This is a genomic window from Bacillus sp. Xin1 (assembly GCF_013314535.1).
Taxonomy (GTDB): Bacteria; Bacillota; Bacilli; order Bacillales; family Bacillaceae_G; genus Bacillus_A.
The window spans coordinates 102,431-117,545 of the sequence record NZ_JABUAE010000003.1 but is presented as its reverse complement, the minus strand read 5'-3'; the positions used below and the strand labels follow the sequence as shown (position 1 = coordinate 117,545).

Annotated in this window: 12 protein-coding genes, 3 pseudogenes and 1 riboswitch; of the genes and pseudogenes, 2 read left to right on the top strand and 13 right to left on the bottom strand. The window is 33.3% G+C overall.

Features of this window, described 5'->3' with window-relative positions; translation table 11 throughout:
• The first annotated feature begins 246 nt into the window (after positions 1-246).
• On the top strand, positions 247-1,080 hold the full coding sequence (locus tag HRG09_RS05820; RefSeq protein ID WP_174099794.1) for a VanW family protein: 834 nt from the start codon (positions 247-249) through the stop codon (positions 1,078-1,080).
• A gap of 167 nt (positions 1,081-1,247) precedes the next feature.
• Here the strand turns inward: HRG09_RS05820 and HRG09_RS05815 are convergent, their stop codons facing one another.
• Positions 1,248-2,039, bottom strand: a complete 792-nt coding sequence (locus tag HRG09_RS05815; protein WP_174099792.1) for an arylamine N-acetyltransferase family protein — start codon at positions 2,037-2,039, stop codon at positions 1,248-1,250.
• Positions 2,040-2,435: 396 nt separating this feature from the next.
• A riboswitch (purine riboswitch) is annotated at positions 2,436-2,539 on the top strand.
• Positions 2,540-2,718: 179 nt separating this feature from the next.
• Between HRG09_RS05815 and HRG09_RS05810 the strand changes: the two genes are divergently transcribed.
• Entirely contained in the window at positions 2,719-3,600 is an 882-nt protein-coding gene (locus HRG09_RS05810; protein ID WP_174099791.1) for a 5'-methylthioadenosine/S-adenosylhomocysteine nucleosidase, read from the top strand.
• A gap of 69 nt (positions 3,601-3,669) precedes the next feature.
• Here the strand turns inward: HRG09_RS05810 and HRG09_RS28605 are convergent.
• The 12 genes and pseudogenes from HRG09_RS28605 to hblA form a co-directional block, all read right to left on the bottom strand.
• Positions 3,670-3,865, bottom strand: a pseudogene (locus HRG09_RS28605) (hypothetical protein); the annotation flags it as partial.
• Positions 3,864-4,349, bottom strand: a complete 486-nt coding sequence (locus HRG09_RS05800; RefSeq protein ID WP_254610034.1) for a response regulator — start codon at positions 4,347-4,349, stop codon at positions 3,864-3,866. The pseudogene HRG09_RS28605 and the gene HRG09_RS05800, both read right to left, overlap by 2 nt.
• Positions 4,350-4,414: 65 nt before the next feature.
• Positions 4,415-4,882, bottom strand: a complete 468-nt coding sequence (locus tag HRG09_RS05795) for a hypothetical protein (protein WP_254610033.1) — start codon at positions 4,880-4,882, stop codon at positions 4,415-4,417.
• 284 nt (positions 4,883-5,166) lie between these two features.
• Complete coding sequence (locus HRG09_RS05790; RefSeq protein ID WP_174099790.1) at positions 5,167-5,274, bottom strand: YjcZ family sporulation protein; 108 nt, start codon at positions 5,272-5,274, stop codon at positions 5,167-5,169.
• A 43-nt stretch (positions 5,275-5,317) separates the two neighbouring features.
• Positions 5,318-5,815, bottom strand: a complete 498-nt coding sequence (locus HRG09_RS05785) for a DM13 domain-containing protein (protein WP_174099789.1) — start codon at positions 5,813-5,815, stop codon at positions 5,318-5,320.
• 76 nt (positions 5,816-5,891) lie between these two features.
• The gene (locus HRG09_RS05780; protein ID WP_174099788.1) at positions 5,892-6,971 is read right to left on the bottom strand and encodes a sensor histidine kinase; all 1,080 of its coding nucleotides are present in this window, start codon (positions 6,969-6,971) and stop codon (positions 5,892-5,894) included.
• On the bottom strand, positions 6,968-7,681 hold the full coding sequence (locus HRG09_RS05775) for a response regulator transcription factor (protein ID WP_174099787.1): 714 nt from the start codon (positions 7,679-7,681) through the stop codon (positions 6,968-6,970). Before HRG09_RS05775 ends, HRG09_RS05780 begins: the two co-directional genes overlap by 4 nt.
• A 373-nt stretch (positions 7,682-8,054) precedes the next feature.
• The gene (locus HRG09_RS05770; protein WP_174099786.1) at positions 8,055-10,271 is read right to left on the bottom strand and encodes a binary toxin-like calcium binding domain-containing protein; all 2,217 of its coding nucleotides are present in this window, start codon (positions 10,269-10,271) and stop codon (positions 8,055-8,057) included.
• A 472-nt stretch (positions 10,272-10,743) separates the two neighbouring features.
• Complete coding sequence (locus HRG09_RS29340) at positions 10,744-10,872, bottom strand: hypothetical protein (protein WP_302480764.1); 129 nt, start codon at positions 10,870-10,872, stop codon at positions 10,744-10,746.
• 144 nt (positions 10,873-11,016) lie between these two features.
• Positions 11,017-12,219, bottom strand: a pseudogene (locus HRG09_RS05765) (PAS domain S-box protein); the annotation flags it as partial.
• A gap of 20 nt (positions 12,220-12,239) precedes the next feature.
• A pseudogene (gene hblB, locus HRG09_RS05760) lies at positions 12,240-13,639 on the bottom strand (hemolysin BL regulatory component HblB).
• 320 nt (positions 13,640-13,959) lie between these two features.
• A complete protein-coding gene (hblA, locus tag HRG09_RS05755) occupies positions 13,960-15,087 on the bottom strand; it encodes a hemolysin BL binding component B (RefSeq protein WP_174099785.1) in 1,128 nt (375 codons plus the stop codon).
• Between the last annotated feature and the right edge of the window lie 28 nt (positions 15,088-15,115).

The window sequence follows — 15,115 nt, the reverse complement described above, 5'->3', positions numbered from 1 at the left end:
AAAATCAATATCTCCATTTCGGATCTATTAAATCTTTTCCCTCTCTAAACTTAGTAATGTATCTATATATTTTTCACAAAGGATAAGATATAATTTTTGTTGTAGAGCGAGCTGTAAGCCCTATTAAAATATGTAGTAAGAGAGCCAAATACTTTCTTTTTTTATTTAAATAATATTATAATATATGGTTTTTTCGTTTTTTATGATACAAATGTATTTAATAATATGTAAGAGAAAGGAAATAAAATGAATATAGTGAACTTACGTCCTAAACAGCGATCTAAATATCGTATTATGCTAGGAACATGGTATTACTCTACAAAGAGATACATCCAGTGGTTAACAGACGGAAAAACATATGCAAAAACTTTACAACAAGAAAAATTAGCCTGTACAGCTATTCAGCACCGAACGATATTACTTCGTAAACTCAAGGATGTAGATATGTGGTATCAACAGAATAAAGTTGTTAATTTAAAGATTGCCATTAAACAGCTAGATGGTATCATTATTAGACCAGGAGAAACATTCTCTTACTGGCGTTTAATAGGTAAACCTACGAAGAGAAAAGGGTATGTAGAAGGTATGATACTACACTATGGATCTTTTCAAGCAGGCATTGGGGGAGGGCTTTGTCAGCTCTCAAATTTAATATATTGGATGACCTTACATACACCACTTACAGTAACAGAACGATATCGTCATAGCTTCGATGTCTTTCCTGATTCCAAGCGTACCCAACCATTTGGAAGCGGAGCAACTTGTTCCTATAACTATTTGGACTTACAAATTAAAAATGAAACGGACCAATCGTATCAACTTCACCTTTATATCACAGATACACATTTAGTTGGTGAATGGAGAACAGCCTATCCGCAGCTTTATCAATATGAAGTTTACGAAAAAGAACACTCAATCCAACCTGCATACTGGGGTGGTTATATACGACATAATATTATTCAACGTAGAGTATATAGCCAACAGAAACAGTTTATAGAAGATCAATATGTAACGGAGAATCATGCTATAATGATGTACGAACCATTATTAACTTGTAATAATGAAGAAAGTGGAGATTAATTTAGCGCACCAGTAATTGATTTGGTTCTAGTGTGAAAAATGATGTCATTGCGTAAACTGAAATTATTCAAAAAAAGCCCAAATGCTTAAGTCGATGGTAAAGTAGTTTAACTCCATCAACTTAAGCATTTCTTTGTTCTCAAAATGAAAAATAACTTACATTGTTTTTACAGTTTAATATTAAATTTATCCTGTAATATCTCTGTATATTGTTGTTCTGTAAGTAACTTTTTATCTTTCTGACCATTTATTGTTTGAGTTAAACTTTCCTTTGTTAAAGAAATGTACCCAGAATCCATAAGTTTCACAACAATTGGTCCTTTATTAAAGCGGGAATTTTCATCTTCTACCACTTTCTTTTGCACTCGATTTAAGGTTCTTTCATCAATAGTATCTGTATGAAAAGCATGACATAATTTCCATTCTCTCTTCTCATCTGATTTAGGTGATATATTAACGTCTCTCCTCTCTAAAACGTAGGACCCTTTATCCGTATTTTTTCTCCTAACACGATATTCACCATTTATCGACTTAACAACCTCACCAGTGAATGGAACAAGCACCAAAGGCACAACAGAAGCAAGCCCTACTTCAATTAGATATAATGCATGATTATAATTTAAAATGATTGTAACATGCCCTTCCTCAAGAGCCCAAATTTCTCCTTCTCTATCATAAACAGTACCTAATGCTAATTTGGCATCGAAACCACAATCCTTTAAAAAGTAATACATAATTGAATTCAACTCATAACAAAGACCACCACGGGAATTTATTAATATTTTTTCTTGTAAATTTTCTTTTGAAATTTCTTTTGTATCACCTTTTACAATATCCAAATTCTCAAAGGGAATTTCGTAAGCCATTGCCTGCATTATTATATTTAAGTCTTCAATTTCAAGTGTTTTTTGTTCCTCAAGATTCAATCTTGAAAAGAATAACTTCTGTAATTCTGTCATATAAAACACTTCCTCTACAATTTTTTGTACTATGAATATGTCTTATTAGAACTTGATCATTATCAAGAAAAAGTGAGAGTACCATCTCATCTTAAAGGGTATTGAGTAAAATAGAATCATGATCTAATATCCTTCTTTACTATATACTCATTCTAAAAATCAAATGACTTATAAACAATGTACATTTAACAAAACTGTACCGGTACAAAAGTGCTAGAAATATCCTTTCGTTGTACTGTATTTTAAATTAGATATCACTATTTGAGTGTTAAACTCCTAAAAACTAACCATTTTTTACTTTAAAACCATAAAAAACCGAACTTTTTTTATTTTTTTATAAAATAAAGTTCGGTTTTTATTGAATATCCATTATAAGTTTGCTATATTATAAATGTAATCATCTTAAATATCATCACTCGTATATACTCGGTAATATGGTCCGAGCGTTTCTACCTAGTTCCCAATAAAAGAACTGGACTACGGGTTAAAGTAATCGGTTGTTAGACATATTCGTCGCTACCGTTTTATAAGCATCCTTGTTTGCTTAATTAACTATACTTTGACTTCCGTAGTTCTAGAAAGTAGAAATCATTCTACATATTCTAGAACTTTTTTCTTTGGACCAAAAATACCGAGTATACGAAACACAGACACCAAGAGAAAAGGGAGAGATTATGTTATGAAGAAGAAAATTGTTAAAAAATGCGCTGTTTTTGCGACTACGAGTGTACTATTATTATCGGCACTTGCAGGATGTAGCTCACCGTCGAAAAGCGAGGCAAAATCAAAAGAGGCTCAAAACCCTATTTTAATCCAAGGACCTATGCCAATAGAAGCTGAAAAATTTGCGAAAAAGTTAAAAGATGTGAAAGAAGAAAAATCAGGAACTTTTGTATTTTATAAAGGAACAGTAGATAACTATCCTGTAATCGTTGCGAAAACAGGTAAAGGAATGGAAAATACAGCAGCAGCTACCGCAATTGCAATTGAAAAATATAAACCTAAAGCCATCATCAATCAAGGGACATCTGGTGGACATGATCCAAATTTAAACGTCTTTGATATCGTTTTAGGTAAAAAGGTCGCAAACATCGGCTCATTGAAAACAACAAATATGGACGAAAACCAAGGAATGGATCCGTCAAAATGGATATCTATGGACTTAATGGCTTCTGAAGGAAGTGCAGGTGAAGATCCAAATGATGAAAAAATTAGATATTACGAGGGCGATAAAGATTTACTTGCAGCAGCAAATGCGGTAAAAGATAAGTATACAAAAGGTAAAGTAGTTGAAGGAACAATAGGTTCAGCAGATCTATGGAATAACGAAGTTGATAGAATTAAATGGTTCCACACGAAATACGGAACATCTGTAGAAGAAATGGAAGGCGCTGCTGCTGCACAGATCGCAAAAGCTTATGACGTTCCCTTCTTAGGCATTCGAGTACTATCAAATAATAAAACAAATAATGGGAAATACAATCCAAATACAGCATCGGCAAATCAAGAATACGTTTATGAAGTAGTGAAAAAATATATAGCAACAATGCCAAACAAATAGTTTCAATGAAAAAAACGAAGTGATTTTAGTATGATTTCTATACTAATCTCCCTTCGTTTTTTATCTTTAGCCGGATACAACAGCTAGTGTACCCCAACCATAGTCTTCTGGTCCATATTTTTTATCTGTTACCAGGTCTTTACTTACCATTGATTAACTGACCAATTTCTTTTCTAGTTCCAATCCCTGGTGTGATATCTAAAATGAACGATAAATCTCCGTCATTCGCACTATTATAAATACGAGATGGATCGCCACCTAAATCATAATTCTCGTTCACTTAGCTCAAAAAATGGATTGGGAGATGCCTGTTTCGTAGCACGAATCTCATTAACAACCCGTGCAGCAACACGTGGATGCATAATAGATTCACCTTGTACGCCTCTCCTTACAGTTTCAACCAATTGATTAGGCTCAATGTCTTTAAGTACATATGATATTGCACCTGCACGTAATGCTGGAAAAATGTATTCATCCTCATGATATGAAGTCAACTCAATCACTTGAGAACGAGGACTAACTTGCTTAACTCTTCGAATCGCTTCTACACCATTGATACCTGGCATCACTAAATCCAATAGTACGATATCTGGCACAAGTTCAGTAGCTAGAGCCGTAGCCTTTTCACCATCTTCTGCTTCTCCAACTACATGAAAATCAGGTTGAATTGTGAATAGAGCATTCAACCCTTGTCTTACAATGGCATGATCATCAACAATTAAAATCGAAATCAGATCTTCCTTCCCCATTATCTATCACCTCTTCTGAATTGCAATTTACATTCGGCTTGTTACCTTCTTGAATGTCAGGTTGCTTACACTGAACAGTAATTTTCACACCTTTCTCCTTTACGCGCTTCAGATGGTTTCAGTGACAACACTGTATATATATGCCGAGAAACTTTCGCAGGAAATTCTGCTTTATAATCAATAAACTGCGGCACATCCTCTACAGCACTTGCAAGTAAATTCCGATTAGAATCAATGATCGCAGAAAATCCATCGAATTCAGTTCCTACTTCAATGGGCCAATCATCTAATGCTTTCTTCAGTTGACTTTGATTAATAAATGGTCCGTTAAAGTTAGAAGATATATTTTGAGCTTGTATACTTATCTGTTGTTCAAACATTCGGTCCGCATTATATTTCACTAAACTAAGTGATATAAGAAATCCCATCACTTCAAGTGTCAATAGTACACCAATGGTTGTTAATACATAAAATAAAGTCAGTTTCCACTGTAAACGGTGGAAATGTCGACCAAAACGAGATAGAAATTTCATGTTCTTTCCTTCCTACTTAAAAATGTAGTGACCATCGTATCCTTCAACTTTTACTAAAATCTTCCCCTTACTATATGATACGTTTTGTAATTTAACATTCCTCCCCTCAAGTGGCTTCTATATATAATGCATTTTAAATTTAATTTTTCTTGATAAATCAAAGATTTCCTAGCATACTCTTAAAATTATTTGTGCACGAATATAATCTCTCCGTAAACGTCCAGTAACTCCAAAATATACAAAAATTAAGAAATATAAAAAAGACACTCTTATGAGTGTCCTTCTTAGCAACTAAATCCGCTGCAGCTAGTTCCAACTATGATTAATAAGATAAAGTGCACAACCAGTGATACGAATCCACAACCTCCGCCGCAACTGCCACCATATCCCATATGAATCTCCCCTTTGAGTTAGAGGGAAATTTTAAATTAATATTTAATTATTAAAATAAACCGCACCAAAGTTTTCATTAAATCTTTTACACCAAACAGAAACCGAACCATATACACTTACATCTATCCCTTCAGGAATTTCGTAGTTTTGGTCTCCTTTATTTCCCTTTAATTTTCCTAATTCAATATACTGATAGTTTTTCACGTCTTCATTATTTTTCAAACGATTTGTAGGAACTAATACAACTCGTACATCTGGCCCATTAGATGTTGTAAAATTAGAAAGTCGCAAAACACGTTTTCCATCCGCTAATTGATGAATTTTTGCCGTTCCAGTTGTTTCATGGACACCGTTTTGAAACAGTCCTTCACTTATTACTCGATCAATTTGTTTCTTTGCTTCAGTTGATTGCACCTCTGTTTGTGGCAATGCTTCATTCACGTGTTTATCAATAAATAATTTCTCTGGTCGGAACAATAACCATAAGATCCCCAATACAATTATCAAACCACCTATAAACCATACATATTTTCTCTTCATAAAGTAAAAAACCTCCTGTAACATACTGTGTAGTAGTATGTTAACAAGAAGGTCTTTCATTTTTATAACGTAAATGTTACAAAAGTCTTTCAGCAATCTTATTTTTTTCTGATGTGATGGGAAGAGTAAACCAAAATTCACTTCCCTGCTTACCATCTGCACGATTCCTCACACCAATTTCCCCTTTGTGCATTTCAATCAATGATTTTGCAATAGCTAATCCAAGACCGGATCCTCCAGATTGCGAACTTCTTGATCGATCTGTTCTAAAAAAACGTTCAAATACGCGTAATTGATCATTTGGAGAAATTCCCATTCCTTCATCCCGCAAATTGAATTGGACCTGTTGAGTTTGTTTATTTTCCTCTACAGTCAATTCAATTGTTCCATAGACAGGAGAATACCGAATTGCATTATGTAATAAATTACCTATGACCCTTTCTATTTTACAAGGCATAATCAAAAGTCGAGGTAATGTATCAGGAACATCTAATTGCATATAGATTTGTTTGTCTTCTAACAAGACAGAATATGACTCTAATACATCTAATAGGACTTTATCTAAATGTGTGAAACTTGGGTGAAAATCTACTTGCTCAAACTCTAACTTTGAAAGATCAAATAAGTCATTAATTAATCCACTTAATCTTTCTATTTCTTTTAAAATCGTCGCTAAGTATTGCTTTTTCATTTCAGGATCTTCAATCAGGTTATCTTGTAATGCTTCGATCATCAATTGCATGCTAGCCATAGGTGTTCGTAAGTCGTGTGAGATATTGGTAATTAGCTCCTTACGAGAGTTTTCCTGTTCCTCTAACTTAGTAAACCCTTCTTCTAATTTTTTTGCCATCTGTTGAAAGGCTGTTGCTAATTCTTTAAACTCCCGTGGTTCTTGCCCAAGTATATACATTGTTTCAAAGTGTCTATCACTAAATTGTTTCGTCAATTTTATTAAATTTTGTATAGATCTCATGATAGGGCGTGTCATTAACCAATAAATAAACGTTGAAATAATGAATGCCACAAATGCAATTACTGTTAATAACCGCGTTTGTTCCGGTTCAAGTAACATTTTCGTCTCACTATACCATATAGCAATTACCATAATACTGGTACTTAATAAATTCATAAGTAACAATTGAATACGTAATCTCATGTTTCATTTCCTCCATTTGGCTCAAAGCGATATCCTATACCCCAAACCGTATGAATCCAACGATTTTTTATTGTATGCTTCTCAAGCTTTTCACGTAAACGACTCACTAGCACGGTAACTGTGTTTGATGCCCCTTCATGTCCAAAATCCCAAATTAGTTCAAGAAGCTGCGAGCGAGAAAATACTTGTTTTGGATGCTTTGCCATGAGATAAAGTACCTCAAACTCTTTCACCGTTAACTCCACTTCCTTATCACAAACAAGTACACATCTTGTCTTTGTATATATTTTCAAATCTGGAAATTCTATCACTTCCAATAGGGATTCTTTCGCTTGTATCGGTACCCGGCTTCCTCTTCTTAGTATAATTTGGACCCTTAATACTAATTCACGAGGGGAAAATGGCTTTGTTAAATAATCATCTGCCCCCATTGTTAAGCCTAAAATTCGATCCCTTTCTTCTCCCTTAGCAGTTAACATAATAATAGGGACATTTGATTGTTGACGAATTTCCTCGCATAATTCCCATCCATCTTTTTTTGGCATCATCAAATCTAATATAATTAAATCTGGTTGATGTGTAAGAAATAAATCCCAACCTTCTTTACCATTTACAGCGGTATATACTTCATATTCTTCTCTTTCTAAATACCGTTTGCATACTTCTCGAATATTTTCTTCATCTTCTACGATTAAAATTCTTTTCTTCATATACTATCCTCACTTCTTTTTCACCAATAACAAAAAAATTTATTTTTTCTATTATCCAATAAATATATCTTTATAGGTAAAGATATAAAAACTGATTGTATCAATAAATCAGAATTCCTCATTTCGGCATCGAAACAAATGAAAATTCAGAAAAATATTTATGTAATCCAGATAGTAATCTTAACATTTGATTACTTATATGACTAGATAAGTATTTAAAATAGTAGTTTCTAAATCATATAAATTAAAAGGAATGAGTCCGATTCAACATCGAACTCATTCCCTATTAGTAGCCTAAATTTTTGTATCTAACTTTTCATATTCAGTTCATTACCGGTTCTTTTTTCAAACTTAGCAACAGAACTGTTACATATTACTGAGCTCTTGATAGATTCCATGCTATAGTATCAGTCCCATTCTCTCCATTACCATATTTCATATAATCGATTAAATATCCTACCTTTAACTTGTTACCATTAGATAGTATGTTCCATTGCTTATGGTGTCCAGTGAAGTTCTTTGGGTATGCATGATTAAATTTAAAAGTACTTGCGTTCTGTTTTTGATCTAAATGGATATAACTATCTTGAAGTTTTAAATATGCATAATCTGAATAAATAGGATTTTGGAATTTAATTAATACATCTTCATCCTTTTTAATTGGTTTTCCAGGTTTAGGTTGACCTACTCTTTCAATAATTACATTCACTTTTTCACCGCTAGATTTTTCAGCCCAAAGATACTCCCATTTATTCCCGGCGTGATGACTTCCCCAATAAGCTGTATTTCCATATGAAGCGACAGTATAAGGAACTCCTTCTGTAACAAATTCACCTGAATTATCTACTACATAATCTTCAAATTCTTTATTAGCTTTAATTTCGGTATCAATCTTTTGTGTAGGCGTTAGATTGCGTGCGTCATTGATTTCAAATGTAACTTTTCTGTGCGCTGCAATTTCAGATTTAATAGGATGTATATTTTCTCTAGACTCATATGTATATCCATTCTCACGTTTAACTAGTGTTACTGTTTGTGAAGGAGCATTCCATTTCTTGCTATAAGTAGTAGGGATCTCTTTACTCACTCCAAATAAACCAGGTAAGATTGATGCCCGAATTTTTTGCGTAACAGGATCATAACTACCTTCTACTAATGTTGGTTGCTGTAGTTTTGCAAAAGCACCGTGTACAGAGTCTTTATGTAAATAACCGCGATCCCCCTGCCCCGCTTTTAAAGCGTTCAATGCATCAGTTCCATTATTATCTGAAACCACTGATACTTGATTATTACTTTTAGCTTTGTTTACAATATGCTTTACTTTATTCGTATCTATATTAATATGTTGAAAAACTTCGTTATAGGATAAGATTGGCTTATCAGCAAGGGATTTGTCTTTAGGAGTATATACCCTAAACCCTGGTATATTTCCTATATCTGTTTCTAATTGTTCTGTAGCTGCATTTACTCTAGATTCATATCTCCCTGAATCTCCTAAATGCATAACTTCTTCACCTTTTTCGATGGATAAATCCATTGTACTTGTAGGTAAAACTTCAATCGAAAGAAGTTCCCCTTGCTCAACAGCTTTCAATTCATCCAATGATAAGACAATATTTGCATCTGCTTGTCCCTCTAAACTGTCAATTACTACTTCTGTTTTATTCCGTCCACCTTTTTCTGTACTTAAATAGTTTGCCTTATAACGATCTTGTGTTGCCTTTACAGTATTAATAATTTTGTTTCCTAAACGAATATTAAAATGAGGCGAAACATTTTCAGCGGATGCTGTGCCTACATTCTTATATTCCAGATGTACCCGTAATTTTGCAGCATTCGCTATATCTATAGTTGTTGCGGTAGACCAATCAAAATTATTTGTATAACTCTCCGTTTCAGTAGTTGTTTTTGAATATCCATATCCCACGTTTGCTGAAACGCTTCCAGAAGGAACAGGACCGGCTGCTGAGCCTTCTACACCACCTGAACCACTTAAACCTACATTAAATGAATGTTGTGTAGATACGCTTTTTTCCCATCCTCTGCTAACTGATCCGCCATTATTATCCGTAATGGTTGCAATAGGAATTACTTCAATCCGTTTGACACCAATTTGCAAATTCGGCATGTTGGCAACTATCGGATTGAAATTAGTATCAGAATCATTGTTATAATTCTCAACCTCATACATATCAGTAAAAGGATCACCATCCGTATTTGCATTCATAGGATTCGATATAAATTTTGGTTTCCCTTTATCCTTCTCGGGATCCCATGCTTTCGCTTCATTTTTCCCAGTTTGTGAATTAAATTCAATTTTATATCCATTAATCTCTAAGTCGTTAGAAATACCATCTTTGTCCCAATCGTTGTTTGCCATTTCAATATTTTGTGTAATGAGCGAACCTATTTCCCCATCAGATCCGAGCGTAAAATTCTTATCTTCTTTTTTTGCATTTGCATTCTCTTTGAATATTTCAACTGTACTTCCTGGATTCGGCTGTTTTACATCTGCTAAAGCAGGGGATGCTAAAGTCAGTGCCATTGATACACTACCCAATACACTAAGTGCTGGCTTCAATTTTTTCATTGTTATTTTTCCTCCTTGATTTCTAGGTGAGTTAGAACACCTACTAGTAAGATTAATTTCATCATATTTAACAAATCTTTCATTTCTCTCTCATAACTGTTAAAAAAGTCTCTCGAAAATATTACAAAACACTTACAGATTTTTTAAAGGCCATATAATCTGTATATCAAACATCAATAAAGCAGTAAAATGAAGAATCGATTACAATATATACAAAAAAGCAGTTAGCCAAAGCTAACTGCTCACTAACAATAAATTTAGTTTTTAGATGTATCTTTAACTCGATAATCTTCTAAAGATTTTACAGTAGCAGAATTTTTTTGTTTCTCATTTCCAGAAACATGTCCCTCTAAATAAATCTCAGGTGTCGCATATTCTCTTTAGAAACAAATCTGAGTAATGACAATATCCATATTTTTTCTGTTTTAAAGTGATTAATAGTTGCTTGACTAGCTGTTTCTTTAGTCTCTACCTAGGCTTCTTTACTAAATTCATCTATTGTAACGTAATCCATAATTGTATATACATAAGCACCCAGTGTTTGTAACGTAGCACTTCCTAATACAATTAGTGGTTTCACTAATTTCTTACACATGTCCATTCATAATTCCATTCTATTGTTTATTTATTTTGTTCGTATGAACACTTTGAATTTTATATTATCTTATACTCTTTTTTATTTCATTAAGTGACATTAACATTACATTTTGTATAGTTTCTTATAAAATTTCAGTAAAAGAATGTATTAATTATGAAGTGTACAAATAGGGAGAGTGACTTCAACTATAGTTCCCTTATTCACTTTACTCTCAATAAATACCTTTCCCCGATGTGTTTCGATAATTTTATAACAGATCATTAACCCTAAGCCAATCCCCACTTCTTTAATACTATAAAAAGGTTCTCCGAGATATGGTATACGTTCTTTTGGAATCCCACACCCTTGATCGATAAAACGAATTCTTATTTGATCATTATCAAGTATATTAACTTGAATCAGAATGTCACCTCCCATTGGCATAGATTCAATTGCATTTTTTATAATATTAACAAATACTTGTTTTAATTGATTTCCTTCACATGGAATCAATGGAATACCAGGTGTAAAATCAATTCTAATTTTTATATTATTCATCATTGCTTGAGGCTGCAGTAGCATTAAAACTTGATCCATTAGCACACTAATATCATTAGGTTGTATTTTTACCACCTGTGGTTTGGCTACCGTCATAAATTCATTTGTAATACTTTCTATACGCTCAATTTCTGATGATACTATATTTATATAACCCTGATTATTCTCATTTTCCGTTGATTTTAGTAATTGCATAAACCCTTTCATTGCGGTTAATGGATTATTAATTTCATGAGCCATTGCAGTCGCTAATTGTCCTACGACAGCAAGTTTTTCAGATTTTCGTAGTAATTCTTCTGTTTTTAGTCGTTCAGTGATATCACGGGAAATACTTAGGAAAACTTTTTTACCATTTAAGTTAAAAACACGGACACTAAACTCAGTTGTTATTATTTTTCCTGTTGGAAAAACATATTCATCTTGCAAAGTGAAGGAAGTTTGTCCCTCTCTAATTTTTTCTAACAACCTTACAATCATTATAGAATCTTGTGGTACTACATTTGGAAATGGTAACGAGAGCAGCTCTTCTCTACTATATCCAAATCTTTTACACCCAACAGGGTTTACCTCAATAAATCGACTTGGAAAATGATCTTCATTCAGCTCTACTACATATACTGCGTCAGTTGCTTGTTCGATTAGTTCACGGTACTTCATCTCACTATCTCTTAATTGTTGGTGTAATCGATGTCGTTCTCTTTCTGCTTGTTTTCTTTCAGAGATGTCTCTACATATTGCAGCTAAAGCTATCACATTTCCTCTTACGTCTAGTATAGGAGAAACTGTCAGACTGACATCAAGAAGGCTTCCATTTACTGCGTTATTTTTCGGGTTCAGTTCATTATATTTTCTACTTTGTCTTTATACACAACATATTCTTTACCATCCACTACTGCTACCACCGCAAATTCATCATTTGGATTAAATGAAAGCCAGTCAGCCCACATGTTTGTACTAGCCCCTCCACTCCACATATTATGAACAGTGTTTTTAGTTAAATTCATAACTTTATAAGACGCATTTGGCGCATTTGTTCCAGTCTTTATTTCAAATGTGTATGCGTTATGAATTTTTTTATAAAAGTAGAAAACGTTTGATGGACGAAGTTGATCCATAAAATCCTGTTCTTTCTTCTCTGCAATTTTTATCCCTTCTTTTAATGTGACAACATCTGTTCTTAATGTTTTCCAACTGTCTTTCGCTGCATTCAAGTTAGGCTTTAAAAATTTATATCTATTTTGATCAGCTTTTTGAGCTGCATTCTCAATATGCCCCAGTACACCCGAATATTGAGAGTCTAAATCATCCCATTGTGTGGACATATAAGTAAGAACAGTAATAGCACTATCAATCATACTATGCATATCACTAATATTATGAAATGCAACTCCAACTACACGGTTTAATGTAAGTTTATAATCTACAGTTTTACGTAATTCTGTTAAAGTAGGCTCTAATCGACCTAAATTATCTCTAGCTGTACCTATCATTATGCCACCAGAAATAAGCGTGGGGATAAAAGGGATTTTCACCATAGTTAATCCATCAGATTCTAATTTCTTATAATAGTTTACTTGTCCTAAAACTTCATCTAAACGCTTTTGATCAGTCTCCACATCAGCTCTTTGGTTTTTTAAAATCGATTGCAATGTCTCTTTATGGCTTCCAAATACTCTAACATCTTCTCCAATAGCGTTTTTAAATTTAGTTAATTCTTCTATTAATGCTTTTGCAGACTTTTGATTTTGTTGAATTCCCCCCGTAAATCTGTAATCCCTTTTTTAAAAGTATCCCCATTTCCATTATTGATCGCCTCTACTAATGTTTCATAATAATTTTCAAACTTTGTATCGTATTCAATAATGCCTGTCAATGTATCTAAAAGCTGTTTTTTTACTTTCGTATTCCATGTAACAGCATGTGCTCTTGCATTCTTTTGATCCTGTACAATTTTACTAGGTAAATCTGCATACCCATTAATAGTAATTCCTTCAAAACTCACATCCGGATTATTGATTAGCAAATAAGAATATTCATTCATAGCTTTTGCAAATAACCCAGCATCTTGGACAATTTTTTTCATCTGTTCTTCATTTGCTGAAAGAGACATATCTCCAGTGTTCGTTTGTTCAGTTTCAATTGCAAAGGTTGCTACTGGTGTGACCGCATAAGTAGTTGTCATAGTTAAAAACGCTGATACAGCGAGTATTATGTAAGGTTTTTTTTTCATCATTTCTTATTCCTCCTATATAAGGTATTATTTCAAGTTCTATTCTTATTAAAAAGCGATGTTGTTGCATAGATTCGATATTATCAAGCAAATCTATATAATCTGTCCCCAATTAATCGATTCTATTGCAAAGTTTAAAAAAACAAGTAAACTACACGGTTATCTTTTATTTGGATAAAACTTATATACCAGAAAGGCGAAGTCTTTAATGAGACTCCGCCTTTCTGGTATATAAGGATTTATTAATTATCGCCTTACTGTTTAACAGTGTAATCATAGACTCTCTATGTTTTGGCTCACTTTGCAACAGAATTAATATTTCCCTATTTTTGTGGAGTAACAGTTTCCACTTTTAATTCCTTTATCCCTTCTTTTAATGTAACAGCATCTGTTCGTAATGTTTTCCAACTGTCTTTCGCTGCATTCAAATTAGGCTTTAAGAATTTAAATTTATTTTGATCCGCTTTTTGAGCTGCATTCTCAATATGCCCCAGAACGCCCGAATATTGAGAATCTAAGTCATGCCACTGCGTGGACATATAAGTAAGAGCGTTAATAGCATCATCAAGTGCCTTATGCATTTCATTAATATTACTGTAAGCAACTCCAACTACACGATTTAATGTTACTTTATAATCCACGGTCTGACGTAATTCTGCTAATAAAGGCTCTAACTTACCTAAATTATCTCTTGCTACTCCCACTATGATACCGCCAATTATTGGTAGACCCAAAATGGCACCCTTCATTACATTAAACCCATCAGATTCTAATTGTTTATAATAGTTTACTGATCCTAATACTTCTTCTAGACGTTTTTGATCAGCCTCAACATCTGCACCTTGGTTTTTTAAAATCGACTGCAAGAGATCTTTATTGCTTCCAAATGCTCTAACATCTTGTCCAATAGAGTCTCTTAATTTAGTTAATTCTTCTATTAATTGTTGTGCATACTTTTGATTTTGTTGAATTTCACCTCGTAAATCTGTAATCCCTTCTTTTAAAGTTTCTCCATCCCCTGTATTAATCGCATCTACCATTGTTTCATAATAATTGTCAAATGTTGTATCATATTCAACAATACCCGTCAATGTATCTAAAAGCTGTTTTTTTACTTTCGTATCCCAAGTAACAGCATGTGCTCTTGCATTCTTTTGATCTTGTACGATTCTACCAGGTAAATCTACATATCCATTAATAGTAATTCCTTCAAAATTCACATCTGGATTTTTAATTAACATATAAGAATAGGCATTCATAGATTTTGCAAATAATCCAGCCTTTTGCAAGGTTTCTTTCATCCTCGCTTCATTTGCAGAAAGAGCCGTATCACCATTGTTCGTTTGTTCAATTTCACTTGCAAAAGTTGCTACTGGTGAAACTACATTAGCGTTTGTAATAGTTAATAACGTCGATACAGCGAGTAGTTTGTAAGGGATTTTTTTTATCATTTCATTTTCCTCCAATTTAGGTTTTAAT